The 24500-nt window shown below is 67.3% G+C and carries 26 protein-coding genes; 15 read left to right on the top strand and 11 right to left on the bottom strand.

Annotated elements, in window-relative coordinates; all coding sequences use genetic code 11:
- Nucleotides 1-6 precede the first annotated feature (6 nt).
- Nucleotides 7-945: an ATP-grasp domain-containing protein gene (locus G6N67_RS30190; protein WP_036441575.1), complete on the top strand. Its 939-nt coding sequence runs from the start codon at nt 7-9 to the stop codon at nt 943-945.
- A 3-nt stretch (nt 946-948) separates the two neighbouring features.
- Here G6N67_RS30190 and G6N67_RS30195 read toward each other — a convergent pair whose 3' ends face one another.
- From G6N67_RS30195 to G6N67_RS30220, 6 genes are read right to left on the bottom strand one after another with little or no spacing between them, the layout of a single operon-like run.
- The gene (locus G6N67_RS30195) at nt 949-1995 is read right to left on the bottom strand and encodes an ABC transporter ATP-binding protein (protein ID WP_036441578.1); all 1047 of its coding nucleotides are present in this window, start codon (nt 1993-1995) and stop codon (nt 949-951) included.
- A 21-nt stretch (nt 1996-2016) separates the two neighbouring features.
- On the bottom strand, nt 2017-2832 hold the full coding sequence (locus G6N67_RS30200) for a carbohydrate ABC transporter permease (protein WP_036441581.1): 816 nt from the start codon (nt 2830-2832) through the stop codon (nt 2017-2019).
- The gene (locus G6N67_RS30205) at nt 2829-3698 is read right to left on the bottom strand and encodes a carbohydrate ABC transporter permease (protein ID WP_036442254.1); all 870 of its coding nucleotides are present in this window, start codon (nt 3696-3698) and stop codon (nt 2829-2831) included. The genes G6N67_RS30200 and G6N67_RS30205 overlap by 4 nt, the downstream gene beginning before the upstream one ends.
- Before the next feature lie 40 nt (nt 3699-3738).
- Nucleotides 3739-5049 (bottom strand): ABC transporter substrate-binding protein, encoded by a 1311-nt coding sequence (locus G6N67_RS30210; protein ID WP_036441583.1) that lies wholly within the window; start codon nt 5047-5049, stop codon nt 3739-3741.
- 59 nt (nt 5050-5108) lie between these two features.
- Nucleotides 5109-5888 (bottom strand): SDR family NAD(P)-dependent oxidoreductase, encoded by a 780-nt coding sequence (locus G6N67_RS30215; protein WP_036441585.1) that lies wholly within the window; start codon nt 5886-5888, stop codon nt 5109-5111.
- Nucleotides 5885-7369: an FGGY-family carbohydrate kinase gene (locus G6N67_RS30220; RefSeq protein ID WP_036441587.1), complete on the bottom strand. Its 1485-nt coding sequence runs from the start codon at nt 7367-7369 to the stop codon at nt 5885-5887. Before G6N67_RS30220 ends, G6N67_RS30215 begins: the two co-directional genes overlap by 4 nt.
- 168 nt (nt 7370-7537) lie before the next feature.
- Here G6N67_RS30220 and G6N67_RS30225 point away from each other — a divergent pair, with 168 nt between their 5' ends.
- Complete coding sequence (locus G6N67_RS30225) at nt 7538-8353, top strand: BtpA/SgcQ family protein (protein WP_036441589.1); 816 nt, start codon at nt 7538-7540, stop codon at nt 8351-8353.
- Nucleotides 8350-9087 carry an inositol monophosphatase family protein gene (locus G6N67_RS30230; RefSeq protein WP_081812829.1) on the top strand — a complete coding sequence of 246 codons (738 nt, stop codon included), beginning with the start codon at nt 8350-8352 and terminating at the stop codon, nt 9085-9087. The genes G6N67_RS30225 and G6N67_RS30230 overlap by 4 nt, the downstream gene beginning before the upstream one ends.
- Here the strand turns inward: G6N67_RS30230 and G6N67_RS30235 are convergent.
- The 5 genes from G6N67_RS30235 to mptB form a co-directional block, all read right to left on the bottom strand.
- Entirely contained in the window at nt 9070-9873 is an 804-nt protein-coding gene (locus G6N67_RS30235) for a DeoR/GlpR family DNA-binding transcription regulator (RefSeq protein WP_036441592.1), read from the bottom strand. The two genes, G6N67_RS30230 and G6N67_RS30235, sit on opposite strands and share 18 nt — an antisense overlap.
- Before the next feature lie 67 nt (nt 9874-9940).
- Entirely contained in the window at nt 9941-10900 is a 960-nt protein-coding gene (locus G6N67_RS30240; RefSeq protein ID WP_036442258.1) for a COX15/CtaA family protein, read from the bottom strand.
- A gap of 56 nt (nt 10901-10956) precedes the next feature.
- Nucleotides 10957-11733 carry an ABC transporter permease gene (locus tag G6N67_RS30245; RefSeq protein ID WP_036441595.1) on the bottom strand — a complete coding sequence of 259 codons (777 nt, stop codon included), beginning with the start codon at nt 11731-11733 and terminating at the stop codon, nt 10957-10959.
- Nucleotides 11730-12638 (bottom strand): ABC transporter ATP-binding protein, encoded by a 909-nt coding sequence (locus tag G6N67_RS30250; RefSeq protein WP_036442260.1) that lies wholly within the window; start codon nt 12636-12638, stop codon nt 11730-11732. Before G6N67_RS30250 ends, G6N67_RS30245 begins: the two co-directional genes overlap by 4 nt.
- A gap of 89 nt (nt 12639-12727) precedes the next feature.
- Nucleotides 12728-14404, bottom strand: coding sequence for a polyprenol phosphomannose-dependent alpha 1,6 mannosyltransferase MptB (gene mptB / locus G6N67_RS30255; protein WP_036441598.1), 1677 nt, complete (start codon nt 14402-14404; stop codon nt 12728-12730).
- 163 nt (nt 14405-14567) lie between these two features.
- Here mptB and G6N67_RS30260 point away from each other — a divergent pair, with 163 nt between their 5' ends.
- From G6N67_RS30260 to G6N67_RS30315, 12 genes are all read left to right on the top strand, one after another.
- Nucleotides 14568-15308, top strand: coding sequence for a helix-turn-helix transcriptional regulator (locus G6N67_RS30260; protein ID WP_036442262.1), 741 nt, complete (start codon nt 14568-14570; stop codon nt 15306-15308).
- A complete protein-coding gene (sufB, locus tag G6N67_RS30265; RefSeq protein ID WP_036441601.1) occupies nt 15305-16735 on the top strand; it encodes a Fe-S cluster assembly protein SufB in 1431 nt (476 codons plus the stop codon). Before G6N67_RS30260 ends, sufB begins: the two co-directional genes overlap by 4 nt.
- On the top strand, nt 16736-17920 hold the full coding sequence (gene sufD / locus G6N67_RS30270; protein WP_036441605.1) for a Fe-S cluster assembly protein SufD: 1185 nt from the start codon (nt 16736-16738) through the stop codon (nt 17918-17920). It begins immediately after the preceding gene.
- A complete protein-coding gene (sufC, locus tag G6N67_RS30275; protein WP_036441608.1) occupies nt 17917-18681 on the top strand; it encodes a Fe-S cluster assembly ATPase SufC in 765 nt (254 codons plus the stop codon). Before sufD ends, sufC begins: the two co-directional genes overlap by 4 nt.
- A 27-nt stretch (nt 18682-18708) precedes the next feature.
- A complete protein-coding gene (locus tag G6N67_RS30280) occupies nt 18709-19962 on the top strand; it encodes a cysteine desulfurase (protein ID WP_036441611.1) in 1254 nt (417 codons plus the stop codon).
- The gene (gene sufU, locus G6N67_RS30285; protein WP_036441614.1) at nt 19959-20417 is read left to right on the top strand and encodes a Fe-S cluster assembly sulfur transfer protein SufU; all 459 of its coding nucleotides are present in this window, start codon (nt 19959-19961) and stop codon (nt 20415-20417) included. Before G6N67_RS30280 ends, sufU begins: the two co-directional genes overlap by 4 nt.
- Nucleotides 20414-20755, top strand: a complete 342-nt coding sequence (locus tag G6N67_RS30290) for a metal-sulfur cluster assembly factor (protein WP_036441619.1) — start codon at nt 20414-20416, stop codon at nt 20753-20755. Before sufU ends, G6N67_RS30290 begins: the two co-directional genes overlap by 4 nt.
- Before the next feature lie 27 nt (nt 20756-20782).
- Nucleotides 20783-21310 carry a hypothetical protein gene (locus G6N67_RS30295; protein WP_036441622.1) on the top strand — a complete coding sequence of 176 codons (528 nt, stop codon included), beginning with the start codon at nt 20783-20785 and terminating at the stop codon, nt 21308-21310.
- Between the two features lie 103 nt (nt 21311-21413).
- Nucleotides 21414-22100, top strand: a complete 687-nt coding sequence (locus G6N67_RS30300; protein WP_036441625.1) for a DUF8548 family protein — start codon at nt 21414-21416, stop codon at nt 22098-22100.
- A 60-nt stretch (nt 22101-22160) separates the two neighbouring features.
- Nucleotides 22161-23066, top strand: coding sequence for a bifunctional helix-turn-helix transcriptional regulator/GNAT family N-acetyltransferase (locus G6N67_RS30305; RefSeq protein ID WP_036441628.1), 906 nt, complete (start codon nt 22161-22163; stop codon nt 23064-23066).
- 135 nt (nt 23067-23201) lie between these two features.
- Nucleotides 23202-23567, top strand: a complete 366-nt coding sequence (gene trxA / locus G6N67_RS30310; RefSeq protein ID WP_036441631.1) for a thioredoxin — start codon at nt 23202-23204, stop codon at nt 23565-23567.
- 36 nt (nt 23568-23603) lie between these two features.
- Nucleotides 23604-24431, top strand: a complete 828-nt coding sequence (locus tag G6N67_RS30315; RefSeq protein WP_036441634.1) for an enoyl-CoA hydratase — start codon at nt 23604-23606, stop codon at nt 24429-24431.
- Nucleotides 24432-24500 lie beyond the last annotated feature (69 nt).

The following is a 24500-nucleotide window of genomic DNA, read 5'->3' on the forward strand; positions in this document are numbered from 1 at the left end:
CCACACGTGAAGCTCGCTCGTCCGGATGTATTCCATCCCCGCATCGTGTTCGCCGGTTGCTCGTCGATGCCGGAGGGCGACGGTGACGACGACGGGCTGGTGGCGGCACTGCGCACGCGCGGCCTCCATGTCCGGTGGTTGTCCTGGGACGATCCGGCCACCCGCGATGCCGATGTGGTGATTCTGCGGGCCACGTGGGACTACGCCGACCGCCTCGACGAGTTCCTGTCGTGGGTGCGCTCCATCCGTCACCTGATCAACTCGCCGGAACTGGTCGGTTGGAACACCGACAAGCGGTACCTCCACGACCTGCACCGCGCCGGGGTGCCGGTGGTGCCCACGCAGTACTTCGAGATCGGCCAGGCCGTCACCGTGCCGGACGGTGAAGTGGTGGTGAAGCCCGCCGTCGGGGCGGGCTCGGCCGGTGCACAACGATTCGTCGACCCCGCGGCGGCAGCCGCCCACGCCGCCACGCTGCAGGCACAGGGCCGGGCCGTGCTGGTGCAGCCCTACGACCCCAGGATCGCCGACGGCGAGACCGCGCTGGTGTTCCTGGGCGGCGAGGAATCCCATGCCTTCACCAAGGGCCCGATTCTGCCGCCCGCCGGACGGGCGCCTGAATTCGAGGCGACGGGAACCTATGCGACGGAGACGCTGTCGGAGGCCGATCCCGACGACGAGGTGTGGCAGGTCGGCCGCCAGGCGGTCGCCGCGGTGACCCGGATGTTCGGCATCGAACCCGAAGACCTGCTGTATGCGCGGGTGGACGTGATCGGGGGCGCCGAGGATCCGCGGCTGCTCGAACTCGAGCTGATCGAACCTTCGCTCGGGTTTCGGCAATTGTCCGCTGCGGACCGGGATGCTGCCGAGCGCCGGTTCGCCCTCGGCGTCGAATCAGCGCTTGAGCGGTTCGGCCTCGGCCCGTTCTCGCATCGACGCCCGTAGCGTTCAGTTCACGCGCGCGCCGGTCGCCGCGTCGAACCGGTGCACCTCGCGGGCCGACAGCGCAACGGCGGTGCCCACTGCGATTTCCGACAGTGCGGCAGCCTCCACGACGCTGGTCAACTGCGCATCGGCGGCACGCACCGTGACGATCGCGCGGGGCCCGAGCAGTTCGACCAGTTCCACGGTGGCGCAGGCACCTGCCGCTGGGGTGAGGATCAGATCATCGGGCCGCACGCCGACGGTGACTGTGCCGGTGTCGGGACCGTCGACGGTGATCGTGACGCCGGACGGCGTGCGGAGCTGTCCGGCGCTGACGGCGCCGTCGATGAGGTTCATCTTCGGGCTGCCGACGAACGTCGCCACAAACGTGTCCGCGGGCCGCCGGTAGACCTCCTCGGGCGGGCCGGCCTGCGCGATCCGGCCGTCACGCATCACCACGATGCGGTCGGACAGCGTCATCGCCTCTTCCTGGTCGTGGGTCACGTACAGCGAGGTGATACCGAGCTGGCGTTGCAACCGCAGCAGTTCGGTGCGCGTCTCCACGCGGAGCTTCGCGTCCAGGTTGCTCAGCGGTTCGTCGAACAGGAACACCGATGGTTCGCGGATGATCGCCCGGCCGATCGCAACCCGCTGCTGCTGGCCACCCGAGAGGTCTTTGGGCTTACGCCCGACGAGCGCGCCCAAGCCGAGGGACGTCGCGACCTCATCGGCGCGACGCAACGCGTCGGCGCGCGCGATCCGCTTGGCGCGCAACGGGAATGCGATGTTCTCCCGCACCGTGAGGTGCGGGTACAGCGCGTAGTTCTGGAACACCATCGCGATATCGCGTTCCTTGGGTTCCAGCGTGGTCACGTCGCGATCGCCGATGTGGATGGTGCCCGACGTCACCGGCTCAAGACCGGCGAGCATCCGCAGGGATGTGGTCTTGCCGCATCCCGACGGGCCGACCAGCACCGTCATACTGCCGTCGGTCAGCTCCAGGTCGAGGCCGGTCACCACGGGCGCAGCGCCGTAGGATTTGCCGACCTTGGAGAACGTCACCGCTGCCATATGTGTTCGAACCTCGCTTGACTAGTACTTGACCGCGCCGCCGCTGATCCCCTGGACCAGGCGTCGCTGGATGAAGAAGCTGGCGATCACGACGGGCACGATCGCGATCATGATGGCGGCGCTCATGGTCCCGATCTGGACACCGCGGAAGGTGTTGAAGTTCGAGATCGCCACCGGCAGGATCGCGGCGTTGCCGGGGGCCAGGATCAGGCCGTAGAACAGGTCGTTCCACGACAATGTGAACCCGAAGATGCCTGCGGCGCCGATGCCCGGGTAGACCTGCGGCAGCACCACCAGCCGGAAGGCCTGCCAGCGGCTGAACCCGTCGACCCTGGCCTGCTCCTCAAGCGACGCGGGCACCGCTTCGAAGAAGCCGATCAGAAACCAGGTCACCAGCGGCAGTACGAACGACAGGTGCGCGAAGATCACCGGCGCGAGGGTGTCTGTGAGGCGAAGTGCGTGCGCCATGGTGAGGAACGGGAACACCATCACCGCGGGCGGCACGACCTGTGCGGCCAGCATGCCGAACCGGGTGAGGGATCCACCCGCCCGGTATTTGGCGATCACGTATGCGCCCATGCTGCCGACCACGAGGCTGATCGACACCGTGACGATGCCGACCAGGGCGCTGCGGCCCGCGGCGGCGAAGATGCCGGATTCCAGCACCGCCTTCCAGTTCTCCATCGTCGGCGCGAAGGCCACCAGGAACGGTTCTGACATCTGGGCGGGCGTCTTGAAACTCGCCAGCGCAACCCAGCCGATGGGGAACAGTACGAAGACGAATGCCGCTGTGAGAACGGCGATCCGGACAGTCTCGAGCCCGCGTGGCCGGATCATCGGCTGATGCCCCTTTCCCGTTCGCGGCTGCGTTCCATCGTGCGGAACGCCACCACGATCAGCGCGAGCACCAGCACGAGCACGATGAACGCCATCGCACTGGCTTGCGCGAGCCGGAAGAACTGGATGCCTTCGAGGTACATGTAGTACTGCAGGGTCTGGGTCTCGGTGCCGGGACCGCCTCGCGTGGTGGCGTAGACGTACTCGAAAACCCGCAGCGCGTCGAGACCACGCAGCAGCACCGCGACCGTCAGCACGGGCGCCAGCATGGGGATCAGAACCCGGCGCAGCCGGTAGGCGGGGCTGGCACCGTCGACCCGTGCGGCCTCCATGGGCTGCTTGGGCATCGATTCCAAACCGGCCAGGATCAGCAGCACCATGAACGGCGTCCATTGCCAGATGTCGATGAAGGCCAGCGTGAGCAGTGCCCGACCGGACCCGAAGAAGTCGTAGTCGGCACCCACCGCGTGAAGTAACGCGGGGACGGCGCCGATCTGGTCGTTGAGCAGGAAACGGAAGATCAGCCCGACGGCGATGGGCGTGATGAACATCGGGGCCAGCACGATCGCTCGGGAAAGATCCTTGGCCCAGCGTTGCTGGTGGAGCGCGAGGGCGAGCGCGAAACCGATGACGAGTTCGCCGCACACCGCGATCACGACGTAGATCGAGGTGGTGGCGAAGGCTTCCCAGAAAGCCGGATTGGACAGTGCGCGAGCGAAGTTGGTGATGCCGACGAAACTCGGGGGTTCCCGGTCGGTCAGCTTGTAGTCGGTGACCGACAGGTACAGCGCGTAGCACAGCGGGAACCCGACGGCCACACCGAACAGGGCGAGCAGAGGCATGAGCATGCCGTACTTGAATCTCATCTGCGCACCCCGGTCGAGGTGGTCGCCGGATTCCCTGCCGTCACTGCTGGATCCGCTCCGCGGCCGCCTGGGCGTCACGCAGGGCGTCGGCGACGCTCTTGTTGCCTGCTGCGGCGTCGTTGAGTTCGGTGCCCACGGCCTGGATCATCTCCTCTCCACCTTTGCCCTCGGTGAGCGGGGCGGCGTCGGACAGGATCTCACCCACCGTCTTGTAGTAGTCGGCGCCGTAGCCCTCGGAGAGCACCTTCTGGTTGGTCAGTGAGCTCTGGCGGGTCACCGCACCGCCGTCGGCCACCCGCGTGGCGTCGACATCGGGGGAGGTGATCCACGAGATGAACGCCCACGCACCGTCGGAGGCAGCGGAGTTCGCGGGAATCGCCCAACTCCACAGGCCGAGTGCCGATTTGCCACCGGGGATGGGAGCGAGCGCGTACTGGCCGGCGCGCTCACCGGATGCTCCGGCCGGATCGTTGAGGGCGGGCAGGTTCCAGTTGTAACCGATCATCGACGCGGCCTTGCCGCTCGACACCGACCGGAACGCCTCGTCGAAGCCCCAGGCCAGGCTGTTCGGGGGCGCCGCGGTGCGGTAGGTGTCGATGTAGGCGTTGAGAGCGCGCGCCGCCTGCTCGGTGTTCAGTGTCGGCTTGCCGTCCTTGTCGTAGATGGACCCGCCCGCGGCGAACAGCCAGTTGGCCCACTCCTCGAAGATCTTGTAGCCGCGCTGCGGTTGCATGGCGATGCCGGCCCGGTCTGCGTTCTTGAGGCGCTGCGACGTGGACACGAGCGCATCGAGATCCGTCGGTACCGAGAGTCCGGCGCCGGCGAGGTCGCGGGTGTTGTAGATGTAACCCAGTGCGTAGTTGTAGAACGGCACACCGTAGGTGGTGCCGTCGACGTCGGTGATCGCGGTCAGCGACGGGAAGAAATCGTCGGGTCGATAGTCGGTGGTGTTGGCGATCCGGTCATTGAGGGGTTGCAGGAATCCGGCTGCGGCGAAATCGTCCATCCACGGGTTGTCCACCACGATGAGGTCATAAGTCGGTTCCGCGGCCTGGAACGAGGACACCAGGCGGTCGCGCATCTGATCGAACGTCATGGTCTCGATCTGCACCTTGACGTTCGGGTATTTCTGGTTGAACTGTCCGACAAGCTTTTTCACGATGTCGGTGTCGGGAACGTTTTCCATCAGTACCCGCACGGTCGCGGTGGTGTCGGTGGGCACGTCGCCGACACTCGATGACGCCTCATCACCTCCGGAGCCACCGGTTCCTGCACAACCGGCCAGTACGAGGCCGGCCGCCACGGCGATCGCCGGCAACCAACGGCGCCGGCGGAGTTGTGGAATCTTCATCTGTTCTCACTTTTCTGATGGGAGGGGATGGATCGAGCTTCTTGTCGGGGCGGATCGGCTCAATCCATGTACGCACCGCCGTTGACGGACAGTGCTTCTCCGGTGATGAACCGGGCATCGTCGGAGACCAGGAACGCCACCGCGCGGGCGACGTCGTCAGGGGTCTGCAGTCGGCCCAGCGGGGTGGCGTCGATCCACGACTGCCGGACACCGTCCGGGGTTGAGCCGGTGAGCCGGGCCTCCCACTCGAGCTCGCGGGACTGCATCGGCGTCGCGACGAAGCCGGGGCACACGCTGTTGACCGTGATGCCGTGCGCGGCAAGCTCATAGGCCATTGCCTGGGTGAGCCCGAGCACGCCGAACTTGGATGCCACATAGTCGGCGAGGAACGGTACCCGGCCTTGCTTGGCAGCCATCGACGCGGTGTTCACGATCGTGCCCTGCACGCCGGTGCGGATCATCGCGCGTGCCGCGGCCTGACCGCAGTAGAAGACGCCTTTGAGATTGACGTCCAGGCTTCGGTCGAGTTGTTCGGGTGACACGTCGACGAAGTTGGCCATCGCGGAGATCCCCGCGTTGCTGACCCAGGCCTGCAGGCCGAGGCGGTCCGCGATGTCTTCTGCGAGTGCGGATGCCTGAGCCGGGTCGGTGACGTCGAGCCCGTGGGCCTCATGCCCCTGGCCGGAAAGTTCCGCGGCGGTGTCCCCGGCGGCGGACGTATCGACGTCGGTGACCACGACGCGCCAGCCGCGGTTCGCCAGCGTGGCGGCGATCGCGCGGCCGATACCAGATCCGGCTCCCGTGACGACGACGGTGGCGTTGGCATTCTGGGTGGTCATGACCTGGCCTTTCGGGCGATGCGGTGGGATACGGGGGTGAGGATGTCGCCGAGGGTGCGCCACTCGGCGTAGGCCTCGGCGTAGCGGTCGACGTGACGGGGATCGGGTGTCACGGGGTCGCCGAGAGTGCGGAACCCTTCGGTGCTGTCCCAGTCGTCGAGCATGTCGATTCCGACGGCGGCGACGACCGCGGCGCCCAGGGACGCGCCGGGATGACCGATGATCGGGGTCAGCGGCGTGTCGAGGACGTCGGCGAGGATCTGTTTCCACAGCACCGAGCGGCTGCCGCCGTTGGTGACCATGGCGCGTCGGAGCCCGACACCGATCGAGCTGAAGACTTCGGTGTGGTGCTTGAACCCGAAGGCGATGGCCTCGAGCACCGACCGGTACATGTCGGCGCGTGTGTGCGCGAGGTCCAGCCCCACGAAGGCGCCGCGCAGGTCGGGGTCGTGCAGAGGGCTTTTCTCACCGAGAAAGTAGGGGAGACAGAGCACTTCGGCAGGCGCCCGCGTTTCGGCCTCGGCGTCGAGTGCCATCAGGTCGACACCCCCGGACAGGGTCTGGAACCACCGGATCAGGCTGCCGCTGGTGGCCATGCATCCGTTGGGCAGCCAGCGTCCGGGCACCGGGTGAGCATCGAGGTACAAGCGGGCGTCGACCACGGGATCGTCGCTCGCCGCGAGGATGTCCCCGGCGCCGCCGAGTTTGACCAGCCAGTCGCCCGGGCTGTTCACCCCTGCCGCGTAGGCGGACAGCACGTGATCGGCCCCGCCGACGATCAGCGGCAGTCCAGTGGGCAGTCCCGTCGCGGCGGCTGCCTCGGAACCGAGCTCACCGGCCTGCATGCCAGGCGAGAGAACTTGTGGCACAAGGTCTGCGGCCAGACCTGCCGCGGCGAACATCGGGCCGAAGAGGCCGGCCTCGATGGTGGCCAGTCCCGATTCGATGGCCCAGTTGAGTTCCACGTGCGGTCGGGCGCCGAGCGCCATGAGCACCCAGTCATAGGAGCCGACGAGGTGGGCGGTGCGGGCCCACGTCTCGGGTTCGTGATCGCGCAGCCACATCGCTGTCGGGGCCACCGATTGCTGCGTGATCGCCGACCCGGTCGCGGCCAGGGCATCGACGTCGAGGGCGTTCTTCAGCTGATCGATCTGTGTGGTCGCGCGAGCGTCGTTCTGCAGCATCGCGCGCCGGACCGGCGTCCCGTTGCGGTCTACCGGCACGACCGCCGGAACCATTCCGGTCGTGGCGAGCGCGCCGACGCGTTCGGGTGCCACGCGGGACTCGGCGAGCACCGCGCGAACACCCGTGTGCACGTTGTCGAGCCACTGCGCCGGATCAGCTTCGGCCTGGCCGGGTGCGTCGGCGTAGAGACGGCTGTCGCTCGAGGCCTGCGCGACTATGCGGGCCTGCCCGACATCGACGAGCACGGTTTTGGTGCCCGTGGTGCCGATGTCGACGCCGATGGTGAACTCCGGCATGCCGTCCTCTCTGTCGGTCGTTGTGGGTGGCATTACAGTACCTCGCGGCTGTTAGATTCTCACAGGTTATGTGTGACAGTCACGTAAAGTCACGCGAATCTGTACGCTATCTGTGATTTAGTAACAGCACCTTCGGCTTGCCGATGACGAACTCGAGAGGCTTCTTCCATGACCAGTTGGCTCGATGAGGTATTCGCGGTGCGAAAGCCCGTGATCGCGATGCTGCACCTGTCGGCGTTGCCAGGGGATCCTGGATTCGATTCGGTCGCGGGCATTCGCGCGGTCGTCGACCGCGCCAGGGGCGAGCTCGCGGCACTGCAGGAGGGTGGCGTCGACGGCGTCATGATCTCCAACGAGTTCAGCCTGCCCTACCTGACCCAGACCGAACCGATCACCGCGATCACGATGGCCAGGGTGATCGGCGAGCTGCTGGGCGACTTCGCGGTGCCCTACGGCGTCAACGTGCTGTGGGACGGGCGCGCATCGATCGATCTCGCGGTGGCCACCGGCGCGCAATGGGTGCGGGAGATCTTCACCGGGGTGTATGCCAGCGACTTCGGGTTGTGGGACACCAATGTGGGCGCCGTGGCGCGCCACCGGCACCGGGTCGGCGGGAGCGGCGTGAAGCTGCTGTTCAACATCGTTCCGGAGTCGGCGGTGTACCTGGCCGAGCGCGACCTGGCTTCGGTGACCGCCACCACCGTGTTCGCCACCCGGCCGGACGCCATCTGCGTCTCTGGTCTCACGGCGGGAGCGTCCACCGACTCGCAGGCGCTGCAGGTGGTCAAGAACTCGGCAGGCGATGTGCCGGTGTTCGTCAACACCGGGGTGCGCGCCGACAACGCCGCCGCACAGTTGTCGATCGCCGACGGGGCAATCGTCGGAACGTATTTCAAAGAGGACGGCGTGTTCGAGAACCGGGCGGTGGCGCCGCGCGTGGCCGAGCTGATGAGTGTCGTCCGAGAATTCCGTCAGACGTTGTGACCGAGGAATTGCGCCTGCTCGCCGTTCGGGCGGCCCGGCACGGCGCGGATGTGTGCCTACGGCAGTTGGGCGCCGCCGTCGATGTCGAGACGAAAAGCGCACCAGGCGATGTGGTGACCGCGGTCGATCATGCCGCCGAGGAGGCGGTGCGCGCCGTGCTGCTCGAAGCCCGGCCGGACGATTCGGTGCTCGGTGAGGAAATCGCCGAACGGGTGGGCTCCGGACCGTTGCAGTGGGTGGTCGACCCGCTCGACGGAACCACCAACTTCACCAGGCGGATTCCGTACTTCGGTACCTCGGTGGCCGTGCGCTCCTTGTCCGACGGCACCTGGTTGGCGGGCGCGGTGTGCGCACCCGCGCTCGCCGTCACCTGGAGTGCGGCGAAAGGGCTTGGCGCGCAACTGGACAGCGGGACCGGCCGGGACCGGCTGCCGCTCGAACTGCTCGACACCACGGCGCGGGTGGTGGGCACCGGGCTGTCGTACGATCCGGGCCACCGTCGCAGGCAACTGCGTCAACTCGGGGCGATGATGACCGAGTACACCGACATGCGGCGATTCGGGGCCGCGGCCGTCGATCTGTGTCTGGTGGCGCAGGGGAGTCTCGACGCGTTCGTGGAGGATGACCTCGCCGTACACGACTGGGCGGCAGGGGCGTTGATAGCCGAGGAGGCCGGTGCGGTGGTGACCCGCCCGGCCCGGCCCGGCGGTGGCGTCTCAGCGTGGTGGCGTTGAGCGCGCGGCGTTGACGCACACCACCTCGACGCCGGCGGCTTCGAGCGCCTCGACCGTCGGGTGGTTCGGCGCCCCGTCGGTCACCAGCACCGAGATGCCCGAGACCGGCGCCACGTTGATCAACTGGACGCGGCCGAGCTTGGTCGCATCGGCGGCAACTATCACGCGGTCGGCCGAGCGCATCGCGGCCTGCTTCACGTTGCCCTCTTCGCGGTGGTACTCCGATGCCCCGCGTTTGCCGTCCACTCCCGCGATACCCATGACATAGGTGTCGCAGTTGTACCGCAGATAGAAGTCTTCGGCTTCGGCGCCGATCAGGCTCAACTCGCCGGGACGTACCTTGCCGCCGGTCAACAGGATCGTGGTGTCCGGCTCGTCGGCGAGTTCCACCGCGACCAGCACGCTCGGCGTGATGACGGTGAGCCCCAGGTCGCGACCTTTCAGTGCGCGAGCCACTGCCAGCACCGTGCTTCCGCTGTCGAGGATGACGGTCTCCTGTGGGGTGAGCAGATCGGCCACGGCGCGGGCGATGTGAAGCTTCTCGTCCGCCGAATCGGCGGCCCTGGCGGCGAAGGACGGTTCAGTTGACTTGCCGCCGAACGCAATCGCTCCACCGAGAACCCGGCGGGCGATGCCCTGATCCTCGAGTCGCTCGATGTCGCGCCGAATGGTCATGGCCGAAACGCCGAACTCGTCGGCGAGCGTCGTGAAGTCAACCTCACGATCGGTGTGGATGCGAGCGGCGATGGCCGCACGTCGAGCGTGGGCGCTCAGGCCAGGTGCCATGGGCACCAGCGTAGGCGACTATTGTGAATTTCTCACAGCGATCACAAGATCGGCAGCTGCGCGCGTCTCAATTGTGATCAGGCAACAGCGCAGTGGTCCGTTCTCGCATCGACGCCCATAGTGCTGCGGTGGCCGCGGTGCACAGCGCCGCTCCCGCCACGTGGACGGCGACCAGGGCCGCGGGAACCCCGGTGTAGAACTGCACGATGCCGACGAGCCCCTGGCTGCACACGAGCGCCAGCAGCACGGCCAGCCGCACCATGATCGGCCGGGGCGCCCGGACCGCGGTCAGGGCGAAACCCAGCGCGATGAGCAGCGACAGGTACGCGACGAGCAGCGACGAATGGATGTGCACCAGCGTGGTGATCTCGACCTGCAGCCGGGGTACCACGCGGTCGAGGCTCTTGTCGCCTGCGTGCGGGCCCGCCCCGGTGACCAGGGTTCCGGTCACCAGGATGGCCGCCAGCACCACGGCGCTGAGAACGGTCAACTGGCGCAACGGTTTGGCCACCAGCTCGGTCGGCGCCCCGTCGTCGGGCTGGCCGATCTTCACGTACAGCAGCACCGAGAGCCACACCATGGTCATGGACGCGACCAGGTGGATCGCGACGGTCCACCACAGCAGGCCTGTGAGCACTGTGATGCCGCCGATCACCGCCTGCGCGACGGTCGAGGCAGGCATCAGCCACGCGTACATCAGCACTTCGCGACGGCGGCGCGCCCGGGTGACGGCGAGAACCGCTGCCGCGGCGGTGAGCACGACCAGGAAAGTGACCATGCGGTTGCCGAACTCGACCACCTGGTGCACCACGGCCACCTCGGCGTGCGGCACGGGGGTGAAGCTGCCCGGAAAGCACTGCGGCCAGGTCGGGCATCCCAGGCCGGACGCGGTGACGCGGACGATGGAACCGGTGACGGCGATGCCGCCTTGGGTGAGGATCACCAGGAACGCGATGATCCGCTGGATGCGCAGGCTCGGCATGGGCAGCAGGTCGACCAGTCGCAGAAACAGTCGTCCGACGGGCACGGCCTGATCGTAGAGGATGGGCAACTACGTCCCGTAGTAGGGCTGGCCCGGGGCGGTCAGGTGAACTTGAACCAGCGCATCGCGCACCCGGCCGCGACGCCGCCCCACACCACCAGCACGGCCACGCCGAACCAGTCCACCGAGAGGCTCATCGCACGCGTCAGCGCCTCGGTGAGCGCGCCGGACGGGGTCAGTCGGGCCACCCACCGCAGTGCCGACGGCACCAGGCCACCCTCGAGCGTGAGCGCGCCGAGGCCCGCGAAGACGAACCACAAGAGGTTTGCCAGTGCCAGCACGATCTCGGCCTTGAGGGTGCCGCCCAGCAGCAGGCCCAACGCGGCGAACCCCGCCGTGCCGAGCGCGATGACCACGGCGCCCAGCGCGAGGCCCGCAGGCTGCGGCCGCCAACCCAACGCAAAACCGATGGCGCCCAACAGGATCGCCTGCAGGAACACGACGGTGACCACGGCCAGCGCCTTGCCCGCGATGATGCCCCACACCGGCAACGCCGTCGCGCCGAGGCGTTTGAGCGCACCGTAGCGGCGATCGAACGCCACGGCGATGGCCTGGCCCGTGAACGCTGTCGAGATCACCGCGAGCGCCATGATGGGCGGGGTGAACGTGGCTGCGCGGTGTTCACCGAACGAACCAAGCGGCAGCAGCGTCATCCCGATCAGCAGTGTGATCGGGATGAACATCGTGAGCAGCAGCTGCTCGCCGTTGCGCAGCAAAAGCTTGAGATCCAACGCGTACTGCGCGGCCAGCATCTTCTGGACGCTGGCCGGCCGCGGGTCCGGCGTGAAGGTGCCGGGCGCGAATCGGTTGGTCGTCATGAGCGCAACTCCCGTCCCGTCAGATCCAGGAACACGTCTTCGAGGCTGCGTTGCTCGACCCGCATGTCGGTGGCGAGCACGTCGAGCCGCGCGCACCAGGCCGTGACGGTCGCCAGCACCTGCGGGCCGATGTCGCCCTCGACGAGGTACTCGCCGGGCGCTGCCTCGGTGACCTTGTACTTTTCCGGAAGCGCCGAGACCAGCAGGGACAGGTCGAGCTTGCGCGGGGCGGTGAACCGCAACTGGTTCTCGGCGCCGCTGCGCATCAGTTCGGCTGGGGTTCCGTTGGCCACCGGCACGCCGTGGTCGATGATCACGATTCGGTCGGCGAGCTCCTCGGCCTCGGTGAGCTGGTGCGTGGTCAGCACCACGGTCACGCCGTCGCGGCGCAACGCATCGATCAACTCCCACACCACGATTCGCGCATGCGCGTCCATGCCGGCGGTGGGTTCGTCGAGGAAGACCAGTTCCGGGCGGCCCACCACCGCACACGCCAGGGCGAGCCGCTGCTGCTGTCCGCCGGACAGGCGCCGGTAGGTGGTGCGGGCGGATTCGGTCAGGCCGAGGGTGTCCATGAGCCACGCCGGATCCAGGGGATCGGCCGCGTACGACGCAACCAGGTTGAGCATCTCACCGGCACGTGCCGCCGGGTACCCGCCGCCGCCCTGCAGCATCACGCCGATGCGCTCACGCAACCGGGCATTGTCGGCGACCGGGTCGAGGCCGAGAATCTCGATGGTGCCGGCATCGGGGCGGATGAAGCCCTCGCACATCTCGACGGTGGTGGTCTTGCCTGCGCCGTTGGGGCCCAGCAAGGCCAGCACTTCGGCGCGCTGCACGTCGAGGTCGAGTCCGGACACCGCCGCTGTGGAGCCGTAGTGCTTGGTGACGCCCCGCAGCAGCACGGGGACTTCCGACGAAGTTCCCGACGAGCGCTTGCGCGGGGGGTCGTTGGGTTCCGACGAGGCGGTGTCGTCGGGTCCGGAACGCGAGGTCACGGGGACTCAGCGTAGGCGTCGTCGCGGGCGATCGGTTCTTCCGGTGGCGGTGCGGCAGGCTCGGGCAACTTGCGCCATGGCAGGCGGTAATAGGTGAGCCCGATCAAGATCAACACGATCACGGTGCTCGCCAACGTCGCCAGCACGATCTGGAACAGTGCGAACCGGTCGCCGTTCGCGGTCGGTCCGAAAATGCCCACGACCAGCGTCAATGCAATGGTCGCGCCGCGGAACCCGGGGCGGGTGGCCCAGGTCGCCAGCGGCACGATCGCCCACAACAGGTACCACGGCTGCACCACGGGGAACAGCAGTACCGTCGCTCCCAGCGCGACGCCGAGCCCGCCCACGGGATGCAGGCGCCCGCGCAGCACCGCGAGCAGCAGCCACGTGACCAGGATCGCGATGATCGTCACACCGATGGCGCGGGTCAGCCCCAGCACGGCGGTGGTGTGGTCGCCGAGCCCCAGCAGGATGCCGACCTGTCCGGTGCCCAGCGCCAGCAGCGTCGGTGGTGACATCCAGCTGCGCACGACGTTGGCGGTGCCGAGCGTGAAGACCCAGCCGAATCCGAGGCCGCTGGCCCATCCGATGATCGCCATCACGGCCAGGGACAGCGCACCCATCGAAAGGCTCGCGGCGAAGAAGGCCTTGATCGTACCGCCCCAACGCCAGGCCAGCGCCATCGCCACGAAACCGAGCGCGAGCAGCGACGGCAGTTTGACCTGCGAAGACAGGCTGATCAGGGTGGCGCCGAGGACCAGCATGGCCATCGGTTGCCAGCCGGCCCACTCGGCGCGGGTGTGCGGCCAGTGCACGGGGCGCGGCAGCAGCGGCGCTGCGGCGTCGATCCCGCGCAGCGCGAATTCGGTACCGGCCAGCATGAGGCCGAGCATGAGTGCCTCGTTGTGGATTCCTGCGACGAGATGCATGAACAGCAGGGGATTGCACGGCCCCAGCCACAGCGCGCTGACCTCGGCGACGCCGCAGCGCCGCGCCAACCGTGGTGTCGCCCACACGATCAGTCCGACCCCGAGCAGCACCACCAGCCGATGGCACAGCACGGCCGCGACGATGTTCTCGCCGGTCAACGCGGATATGCCCTGGCCGATCCAGAGGAAGAGCGGCCCGTACGGCGCGGGAGTCTCGCGCCACAGGCTGGGCACCGACAACGTGAACACGTGGTCGAGCCCGAGGCCGGTCGCGGGGCCGACGCGGTACGGGTCGAGCCCGATCAGTGAGATCTCGCTCTGCGCGAGATAGGAGTAGACGTCCTTGCTGTACATCGGCGGGGCGATGAGCAGGGGCAGCGCCCACAGCAGCAGCGTGCGGTCGGACTGGCTGCGCGACATGCGCCGCGGCCCCAGTGCGAAACGGCCCAGCATGAGCCAGGCCAGAGCCATCATCACCGCGCCCGTGGTGGTCATGGTCAGTGACACGGTCTGGATGCGCGACGGCAGGTTGAGCAGCCGCACGCCGAATGTCGGATCCTGCACGACCGGGCGGGCGCCCGCACCGAGTGCGCCGATGGCCATCAGCACGGTTCCGGTAGCCCCGAACAGCCGGGTGCGCTTGAGCGCGACGACTTCTGCGTCGTTGAGCGGGGATCCCACCACGCCTTCGTCGCCGTGCCACCGGGCGATCGACGAGCTGATGGACGACAGGCGGGTGGCCATCACAGCAGAGTAACCGGCGCGGGATGGCGTCCCGACGCGGTCAGGGGCCCGCGCGGGTGGCCCAGGTCACGTAAGGGTGCCCTTGCTAGAACCGCGCCGGCAATTCCGTCACAATGGTGTTGTGAAATTCCGCCAGGAGTCCGAGCACGCGGCTGCCGCCAGTGTGTCGACGACGCCTGGGGACGTAGTCACAGCCACTGACGGGCAGACCCGACGTGCCATCATCCAGATGCTGTTGGAAGGTCCGATCACGGCCGGGCAGATCAGCGAGCGGCTCGGCATCTCGGCCGCAGGCGTTCGGCGCCACCTCGACGTCCTGATCGAGGCGGGCGATGCGCAGGCGAGCGCGGCTGCAGCGTGGCAGCACAGCGGGCGGGGCCGTCCGGCCAAGCGGTACCGGCTGACTGCCGCGGGGCGGGCCAAGCTCGGCCACACGTACGACGATCTGGCGGTGGCGGCCATTCGGCAGCTGCGCGAGATCGGCGGCAAGGAAGCGGTGCGAACCTTCGCGCGGCGGCGCGTCGACACCATCCTGGCCGGCGTCACCGAGGAACCCGGCGATGTGCCTGCGACGGCCGAGCGGGTCGCCGCGGCGCTGACCAAGGCCGGCTACGCGACCACCACCACGCCGGTGAGCGGCCCGATCCACGGCGTGCAGATCTGCCAGCACCACTGCCCGATATCGCACGTCGCCGAGGAATTCCCGGAGCTGTGCGAAGCCGAGAGTGAGGCCTTCGCCGACATCCTCGGCACCCACGTGCAGCGGCTGGCCACCATCGTCAACGGTGACTGTGCCTGTACCACGCACGTCCCGCTGGACACCGAGAACAGCACAGCAACCGTCGGGAGCACAGCCCGCGCCCGCACGACCACCACCACAAGCAACCAAGGAGCGTCGAAATGACCATCACGCCCGACACGCCACTCACCCAAGAAGAGACCATCGCCTCGCTGGGTAAGTACGGATACGGCTGGTCGGACTCCGACGTTGCCGGCGCCGCGGCTCAGCGCGGGCTCAACGAGGCCGTCGTGCGGGACATCTCGGCGAAGAAGAACGAGCCGGAGTGGATGCTCGACATCCGGCTGAAGGCGCTGCGCACGTTCGACAAGAAGCCGATGCCCAAGTGGGGCTCCAACCTCGACGACATCGACTTCGACAACATCAAGTACTTCGTGCGGTCGACCGAGAAGCAGGCGGCTTCCTGGGAGGAACTGCCCGAGGACATCCGCAACACCTATGACCGCCTGGGCATCCCGGAAGCCGAGAAGCAGCGCCTGGTGGCAGGCGTCGCCGCACAGTACGAGTCCGAGGTGGTGTACCACCAGATCCGCGAGGATCTCGAGGCGCTCGGGGTGATCTTCCTCGACACCGATACGGGCCTGCGTGAACACCCGGAGATCTTCAAGAAGTACTTCGGCACGGTCATCCCCGCGGGCGACAACAAGTTCTCGGCGCTCAACACCGCGGTGTGGTCGGGTGGGTCGTTCATCTACGTGCCGCCGGGTGTGCACGTCGACATCCCGCTGCAGGCCTACTTCCGGATCAACACCGAGAACATGGGCCAGTTCGAGCGCACGCTGATCATCGCCGACGAGGGCTCCTACGTGCACTACGTGGAGGGTTGTACAGCGCCGATCTACAAGTCGGACTCGCTGCACTCCGCCGTGGTGGAGATCATCGTCAAGCCCGGTGCCCGCGTCCGGTACACGACCATCCAGAACTGGTCCAACAACGTCTTCAACCTGGTCACCAAGCGGGCCCGCGCCGAGGCAGGCGCCACCATGGAGTGGATCGACGGCAACATCGGGTCCAAGGTCACCATGAAGTACCCGGCCGTGTGGATGACCGGTGAGCATGCCAAGGGTGAGGTGCTCTCGGTGGCGTTCGCCGGTGAGGGCCAGCACCAGGACACCGGTGCCAAGATGCTGCACCTGGCACCCAACACGTCGTCCAACATCGTGTCCAAGTCCGTCGCGCGGGGCGGCGGCCGGGCGTCCTACCGTGGGCTGGTCCAGGTCAACAAGGGCGCCCACGGATCGCGCTCGAGCGTGAAATGCGATGCGCTGCTGGTCGACAACGTCAGCCGTTCCGACACCTACCCGTACGTCGACATCCGCGAGGACGACGTCACGATGGGCCACGAGGCCACGGTGTCCAAGGTCAGCGAGGATCAGCTGTTCTACCTCATGAGCCGCGGCCTCACCGAGGACGAGGCCATGGCGATGGTGGTCCGTGGCTTCGTCGAGCCGATCGCCAAGGAACTGCCGATGGAGTACGCACTCGAACTCAACCGGCTCATTGAACTGCAGATGGAAGGCGCGGTCGGCTAAGTGGCACAGAATCTGACAGAGGCGGTGGAAGGCATCGCCCTCAACAAGGGCGAGTTGTTTGCCTCCTTCGACGTCAACGCGTTCGAAGTACCGGGTGGCCGCGACGAGATCTGGCGGTTCACGCCGCTGCGCCGGCTGCGTGGCCTGCACGACGGCTCGGCCACCCCGACCGGTGATGCGACCATCACCGTGTCCGAGCGCCCCGGGGTGACGGTAGAGACCGTCGAGCGTGGCGACGAGCGCCTGGGTCAAGGCGGCGTGCCCACCGATCGTGTTGCCGCTCAGGCCTTCTCGTCGTTCAACACGGCGACCGTGGTGACCGTGAAGCGCGACACCGAAGTGGCCGAGCCCATCGAGATCGTCGTCGACGGCCCCGGCAAGGATCAGGTCGCATACGGGCACCTGCAGATCCGGGTCGAGGAACTCTCGCGCGCCATCGTCGTGGTCGACCTGCGCGGCAGCGGCATCTACGCCGACAACGTCGAGATCATCGTGGGCGACTCGGCCGGGCTCGGGGTCATCTGGATCGCCGACTGGGCCGACGACACGGTCCACGTCAGCGCGCATCACGCCAAACTGGGCAAGGACGCCGTGCTCGGGCACGTCAACGTGACGCTCGGCGGCGACGTCGTGCGAACCGCGGCGACCGTGCGGTTCACCGGACCTGGAGGCGATGCGAAGCTGCTCGGCACCTACTTCGCAGACGACGGTCAGTTCTTCGAGTCGCGGTTGCTGGTCGACCACGCGTACCCGAACTGTAAGTCCGATGTCCTCTACAAGGGCGCGCTGCAGGGTGACCCGGAGTCGAATCTGCCCGACGCCCATACCGTTTGGGTCGGCGACGTGCTGATCCGGGCCGAGGCCACCGGCACCGACACGTTCGAGGTGAACCGCAACCTGGTGCTGACCGACGGTGCGCGCGCCGACTCGGTGCCCAACCTGGAGATCGAGACCGGCGAGATCGTCGGTGCCGGGCACGCCAGCGCCACCGGTCGTTTCGACGACGAGCAGCTGTTCTACCTGCGTGCCCGCGGCATCCCCGAAGACCAGGCCCGCCGACTGGTGGTGCGTGGCTTCTTCAACGAGATCATCGCCAAGATCACCGTCTCCGAGGTGCGCGAGCGTCTGACCGCCGCCATCGAACGAGAACTCGCCATCACCGAATCGAAAGCATCGCACTCATGACCACTCTGGAAATCAAAGATCTGCACGTGTCGGTGACCAGCCCCGAAGAGGCTGAGATCCCGATTCTCAAGGGCGTCGACCTCACCGTGAAGTCGGGGGAGACCCATGCTGTCATGGGCCCCAACGGCTCCGGCAAGTCGACGCTGTCCTACGCGATCGCGGGGCATCCCAAGTACACCGTCACCTCCGGGTCCATCACGCTCGACGGTCAGGACGTGCTCGAGATGAGCGTCGACGAGCGCGCCCGTGCCGGCTTGTTCCTGGCGATGCAGTATCCGGTCGAGGTGCCCGGGGTTTCGATGTCGAACTTCCTGCGCACGGCGGCGACCGCGGTGCGCGGCGAGGCACCCAAGCTGCGGCACTGGGTCAAAGAGGTCAAGGGCGCGATGGCCGACCTGGAGATCGACCCGGCGTTCAGCGAGCGCAGTGTCAACGAGGGTTTCTCGGGTGGTGAGAAGAAGCGCCATGAGATCCTTCAGCTTTCGCTGCTCAAGCCGAAGATCGCGATCCTCGACGAGACCGACTCCGGCCTCGACGTCGACGCGCTGCGCATCGTGAGCGAGGGAGTCAACCGCTACGCCGAGGCAGAGCACGGCGGCGTCCTGCTGATCACGCACTACACCCGGATCCTGCGGTACATCCGGCCCGAGTTCGTGCACGTGTTCGTGGGCGGCCGCATCGTGGAATCGGGCGGCCCCGAACTCGCCGACGAACTCGAAGAGAACGGGTACGTGCGCTTCACGCAGGCGGTTGGTGCCTGACATAGCGCGGACGCGAGGAGCAAGACAGTGACCGTCGCACGGACTTTGGACCCCACCGTGCTGGCCGAGGTCAGGGCGGACTTCCCGATCCTGAACCGGGTCATGCGCGGCGGGAACCAGTTGGCCTACCTGGATTCCGGTGCGACGTCGCAGAAGCCGTTGCAGGTTCTCGATGCCGAGCGGACCTTCCTGCTCAATTCGAACGGTGCGGTGCATCGCGGCGCGCACCAGCTCATGGAGGAGTCCACCGACGCCTACGAGCAGGGCCGCGCCGACATCGCGGCGTTCGTCGGCGCGGACGACGACGAACTCGTGTTCACCAAGAACGCCACCGAGGCCATCAACCTCGTGGCATACGTGTTGGGGGACAAGCGCTTCGACCGCGCCGTCGGGCCCGGTGACGTCATCGTCACCACCGAGCTCGAGCATCACGCCAACCTGATCCCGTGGCAGGAACTGGCCGAGCGCACGGGCGCGACGCTGCGCTGGTACGGCGTGACCGACGACGGCCGGATCGACCTGGACTCGTTGCGGTTGGATGAAAGCGTCAAACTGGTTGCCTTCAGCCATCATTCGAATGTCACGGGCGCGGTGGCCCCGGTCGCCGAGCTGGTGAACCGCGCGAAGGCCGTCGGTGCTCTGACCGTGCTCGATGCCTGCCAGTCGGTGCCGCACCAGCCGGTCGACTTCCACGCCCTCGACGTCGACTTCGCCGCGTTCTCGGGTCACAAGATGCTGGGCCCCACCGGGATCGGCGTGCTGTACGGGCGGCGTGAGTTGCTCAATGCCATGCCACCGTTCATCACGGGCGGCTCGATGATCGAGACCGTCACGATGGAGAAGACCACCTACGCGCCTGCCCCGCAACGCTTCGAGGCAGGCACCCCGATGACATCGCAGGTGGTCGGACTGGCCGCCGCGGCACGGTATCTGAATGCTCTCGGGATGGACGCAGTCGAGGCGCACGAGGCGGAGTTGGTTGCGGCCGCGCTGGACGGATTGTCCGGTCTCCCGCAAGTCCGGGTGATCGGACCCACGACCATGGCACACCGGGGGTCGCCCGTCAGCTTCGTCGTCGACGGCATCCACGCCCACGACGTCGGGCAGGTGCTCGACGACGACGGTGTCGCGGTCCGCGTCGGGCACCACTGCGCCTGGCCGCTGCATCGGCGTTTCGGGATCGCCGCGACCGCCCGGGCATCGTTCGCCGTGTACAACACGCTCGACGAGGTGGACCGGCTGGTCGCCGGGGTGAAACGGGCTGTGGAGTTCTTCGCGTGAGAATCGACCAGATGTACCAGGAAGTGATCCTGGATCACTACAAGCATCCGCACCACCGCGGGCTTCGGGAGCCGTTCGGCGCCGAGGTTCATCACGTCAACCCGACGTGTGGCGACGAAGTGACGTTGCGGGTCGCGCTGTCCGAGGACGGCGAGACCGTCGACGACATCTCGTACGACGGCCAGGGCTGTTCGATCAGCCAGGCCGCCACGTCGGTGCTCACCGACCAGGTCATCGGCCAGAGCGTCGGTGACGCGCTCAAGACGGTCGAGGCCTTCACCGAGATGATTTCCTCGCGCGGCAACGTCGAGGGGGACGAAGATGTACTCGGTGACGGCATTGCGTTCGCGGGTGTCGCCAAGTACCCGGCACGCGTGAAGTGCGCGCTGCTGGGCTGGATGGCTTTCAAAGATGCGCTGGCCCGGGCCAGCGAGGATGTGGAGGAACAGCGATGAGCGAGACCACCTCTGACGAACTGCTGGCCGACGTCGAAGAAGCCATGCGCGACGTGGTGGATCCTGAACTCGGCATCAACGTCGTCGACCTGGGTTTGGTGTACGGCCTCAATGTCGAACAGGGCGACGAGGGCGCGGTAGCGCTCATCGACATGACGCTGACGTCGGCGGCCTGCCCGCTCACCGATGTGATCGAGGATCAGTCCCGCACCGCCTTGGTGGGCGCAGGCCTGGTCAACGAGATCAAGATCAACTGGGTGTGGAACCCGCCGTGGGGTCCGGACAAGATCACCGAGGACGGCCGTGAGCAACTGCGTGCGCTCGGTTTCACCGTCTAGCTGACCCCGTCCCGTCACAATGACCGTGTGGTCACCATTCCGGCGTTCGTGTGGCGGGGCGGTTTCTTTTTCCGCGCCCTGATCGTCGGCGGCGGTGTCGGCCTGTGCCTGGGCGCCCTGGCCTGGCTCGATTCGGGGCTGCTGATCGCCGGGATCGCGGTGCTGGTGATCGTCGGGTTCTGCTACGGCATCTGGTCGGCCCGTCGGATGTCCCGATATTGGCCCGCCGCAACCGAACTCGACGTTGCCGACCGCGTCGCCGTGGCACGCGCGGCCCGAGCGGGCGAACACGTCGTCGACCCACGACTCGCGCAGGCCGCCATGGGCTACCGCGACGGCATGCACGCCGCGGCAGACGCGGCGCGGCCGTTCCGCTGGTTGCTGCCGCTGGTGCTGATGGTGGCCGTCGCCACCGCGGTGTTCGATGCGATCTTCGGCTCGTGGGGCAACGCCGTGGTATCGGTGATCTACCTGGCAGCGCTGGTGGTCGAAGTGTTCTGGTGGCCGAGACGACAGGCGCAACTGCTCGAAAATGCCGATCGATCCTGTGGATAACTTCCGATTCTGAGGCGTCTCTGGCGTGGTGCTGTCGGGTGCCCTCGTTAGCTTCGGCGCGACGGGGACGGCAGGCGTTCCCGCGTGACGGGAAGGCATCACGATGAGCACCGATATCGAGCAATTGCGCGCTGCTTGCGAACGGGATCTGGGGGATCCGGCGCTGTGGCCCGAACCTACGAGTTATCCGGAATCGTTGGCGCTGTGCATTGTTGACGCGATCTACGTGACGGGCGCGCGCCATCTGACCGTCGACAGGATCGTCGAGCGTTACCGCAGTTATCGCGCCGGACAGGGCGGTGACGCCGACGCCGACGGCGCCCGAGAGCTGCTGGCCACGGTCGACGAGCTCGGTGGCGCCGAGCAGTGGGCATCGCAGATCGGCAACCGCCGCCCGACGTCCACGACGAAGAACGCGCCGCTGCGCGCGGTGGCGCTCGTCGAGGCCGCCCAGGCGCTCGTTGCGCTGGGCGTGCGGACAGCCGAGGAACTGCGCACAGTTGTCCGGGATGGCGAACGTGCCGAAGCGGCCAGGGCTGCGTGGTGCGCGGTCCCTGGCCAACGCTCAGGCTTCACGTGGGCCTACCTCGGGTTGCTGGCACAGGTGCCCGGTGCGACCGTCGCCCCGGCGGTGGCCGGGTACGTCGCGCGCGAGACGGCCGGCTCGGAGGACGCGGCCCTGTTGCTGAGGTCGGTGGCGCAGCAGTCCGGCTGGGACGTCACGGCGCTGCACCACGCGATCTGGCGGTTCGAATCCGGGCGCCGGCGGGATCTGCCGTCTACCGCCTGACGCCACCATCACGGCGGAAAGTTCTTCGCGGGCCAGAATTATCTGACTAAGGTCAGAGGTATGTCCGTGGAAATGGTCGCCCAGGTCCGTCGGTTCAACCGCGTCGTGACCCGCAGTGCGGGGGTGCTCAACGAGAACTACCTGGCCAGTGGCAGATCGCTCGGCCAGGACCGGCTGTTGTGGGAGATCGGTGTCCAGGGGTGCGATGTCCGTGATCTGCGGTCGCGGCTCGGCCTGGATTCGGGCTACCTCAGCCGGCTGCTGCGGGCACTGCAGCGTGAAGGCCTGATCATGGTTGTGCCGAGCGCTACGGATCGGCGCGTTCGCACCGCGGAGCTCACCGCGGCGGGGCTTCGCGAACTCGAGACGCTGAACAACCGCTCCGACGACATGGCCGCGAGCATCCTCACGCCGCTCACCGTGAGCCAACAGGAGCGCCTGGTATCGGCGATGGCGCAGGTGGAGCGGCTGCTCACGGCATCGGCCGTGCGGGTCGAGCAGTGCGATCCCCGCCATCCCGACGCCCGGTACTGCCTGGCGACCTACTACACCGAGTTGGCGCAACGCTTTCACGACGGCTACGACCCGGCGGTGAGTCCCGTCGCCGACGACGAGATGACACCACCTGCGGGGTTGCTTCTGGTCGCGTCGTTGCACGGTCAACCCGTGGGCTGCGGCGCGGTGATCTGGTATCCGGACGGCGTTGCATTGGTCAAACGCATGTGGGTGGCGGCGAGTGTGCGTGGCCTCGGGCTCGGCAGGCGCCTGCTCACCGAGCTCGAGGCCCGCGCCGAGCAGCACGGGGCCGGCCTCATGCGCCTGGAGACCAAGGCCGAACTGGTCGAGGCACAGCAGATGTACCGCGCTTGTGGATATCGGGAGGTGGCGCCGTTCAACGACGAGTTCTACGCCGACCATTGGTTCGAAAAGCCGCTGTCGGAGATCCGGGTGGGCCGCCGAGACTGAAGCCGGGGACGGCATGTGCGCCGGTCTTGTCCCTGAGTACAGCATCGAACCGGCTCATGCTGAAAGAGTGTCGGTCGGCTTGCATCGCCCATAGGGTGGGGAACAGGTCGACCCATCCGCGACGTTAGGAAAAGCGTGAGTACGCAAGACATCACCGCAGATCAGTTCAACGACACCATCAACGGGAACGACATCGTGTTGGTCGATTTCTGGGCGTCCTGGTGCGGGCCGTGTCGCGCGTTCGCCCCGACGTTCAAGGCCGCCTCGGAGAAGCACCCCGACGTGGTGTTCGCCAAGGTGGACACCGAGGCTGAGCAGGCGCTGGCCGCCGCCGCCGAGATCAGGTCCATCCCGACATTGATGGCGTTCAAGAAGGGCAAGCTGGTCTTCAACCAGGCCGGCGCGCTGCCGCCGGCAGCCCTCGAGGATCTGGTGCAGAAGGTCAAGGAATTCGACATCGACGCGGCCATCGCGGCCCAGGGCGACGCCGAGCAGGCCTAGGCCGATCGGGCTTCGGCCAGGCACGCGATAACGTGCTTGGTCGTGACCGATCACAACACATACGTCCTGGTCGATCGTCCGCGTCCGGGCATCGCGCTGGTGACCCTCAACCGGCCCGAGCGCATGAACTCGATGGCGTTCGACGTCATGGTGCCGCTCAAGCAGACACTCGAAGAGTTGCGGTACGACAACTCGGTGCGTGTGGTGGTGCTCACGGGCGCCGGGCGAGGCTTCTCGTCGGGAGCCGACCACAAGTCCGCGGGCTCGGTGCCGCACGTCGACGGCCTGACCCGGCCGACGTACGCACTGCGCTCGATGGAGCTGCTCGACGACGTGATCCTGGCGCTGCGCCGGTTGCACCAGCCGGTGATCGCCGCGGTCAACGGCGCCGCGATCGGCGGCGGCCTGTGCCTGGCGCTGGCGTGCGACATCCGGGTGGCCGCGGAAGGCGCATACTTCCGCGCCGCCGGAATCAACAACGGTCTCACCGCCAGTGAGCTGGGCCTGTCCTATCTGCTTCCGCGCGCCATCGGGTCGTCGCGGGCGTTCGAGATCATGCTGACGGGCCGTGACGTCGACGCCGAGGAAGCACAGCGCATCGGTCTGGTGTCGCGATCCGTGCCCGACAGCGAGTTGCTCGACACCTGCTATCAGCTCGCCGAGGGCATCGCGAGGTTCTCGCGCCCGGGAACTGAGTTGACCAAGCGCACACTTTGGAGTGGACTGGACGCCGCTAGCCTGGAGGGGCACATGCAGGCTGAAGGCCTGGGACAACTCTTCGTGCGCCTGCTCACCGCAAACTTCGAAGAAGCGGTGGCTGCGCGTGCGGAAAAGCGGCCCCCGGTTTTCACCGACGAGCGCTAGCGCGTCGGGGTACCGCCCGCTTGCGGGGGAGAGTCGACCGGCACCGACAACACATACGAGATCGACCAG

This window comes from Mycolicibacterium mageritense (assembly GCF_010727475.1).
GTDB lineage: Bacteria > Actinomycetota > Actinomycetes > Mycobacteriales > Mycobacteriaceae > Mycobacterium > Mycobacterium mageritense.

Bases quoted from the DNA above. Each gene is read 5' to 3' on its own strand.
- G6N67_RS30195 (WP_036441578.1), bottom strand. From the start codon at position 1,995: ATGGCAGCGGTGACGTTCTCCAAGGTCGGCAAATCCTACGGCGCTGCG.
- G6N67_RS30200 (WP_036441581.1), bottom strand. From the start codon at position 2,832: ATGATCCGGCCACGCGGGCTCGAGACTGTCCGGATCGCCGTTCTCACA.
- G6N67_RS30205 (WP_036442254.1), bottom strand. From the start codon at position 3,698: ATGAGATTCAAGTACGGCATGCTCATGCCTCTGCTCGCCCTGTTCGGT.
- G6N67_RS30210 (WP_036441583.1), bottom strand. From the start codon at position 5,049: ATGAAGATTCCACAACTCCGCCGGCGCCGTTGGTTGCCGGCGATCGCC.
- G6N67_RS30215 (WP_036441585.1), bottom strand. From the start codon at position 5,888: ATGACCACCCAGAATGCCAACGCCACCGTCGTCGTCACGGGAGCCGGA.
- G6N67_RS30220 (WP_036441587.1), bottom strand. From the start codon at position 7,369: ATGCCGGAGTTCACCATCGGCGTCGACATCGGCACCACGGGCACCAAA.
- G6N67_RS30225 (WP_036441589.1), top strand. From the start codon at position 7,538: ATGACCAGTTGGCTCGATGAGGTATTCGCGGTGCGAAAGCCCGTGATC.
- G6N67_RS30235 (WP_036441592.1), bottom strand. From the start codon at position 9,873: ATGGCACCTGGCCTGAGCGCCCACGCTCGACGTGCGGCCATCGCCGCT.
- G6N67_RS30245 (WP_036441595.1), bottom strand. From the start codon at position 11,733: ATGACGACCAACCGATTCGCGCCCGGCACCTTCACGCCGGACCCGCGG.
- mptB (WP_036441598.1), bottom strand. From the start codon at position 14,404: ATGGCCACCCGCCTGTCGTCCATCAGCTCGTCGATCGCCCGGTGGCAC.
- sufB (WP_036441601.1), top strand. From the start codon at position 15,305: ATGACCATCACGCCCGACACGCCACTCACCCAAGAAGAGACCATCGCC.
- sufC (WP_036441608.1), top strand. From the start codon at position 17,917: ATGACCACTCTGGAAATCAAAGATCTGCACGTGTCGGTGACCAGCCCC.
- G6N67_RS30290 (WP_036441619.1), top strand. From the start codon at position 20,414: ATGAGCGAGACCACCTCTGACGAACTGCTGGCCGACGTCGAAGAAGCC.
- G6N67_RS30300 (WP_036441625.1), top strand. From the start codon at position 21,414: ATGAGCACCGATATCGAGCAATTGCGCGCTGCTTGCGAACGGGATCTG.
- G6N67_RS30305 (WP_036441628.1), top strand. From the start codon at position 22,161: ATGTCCGTGGAAATGGTCGCCCAGGTCCGTCGGTTCAACCGCGTCGTG.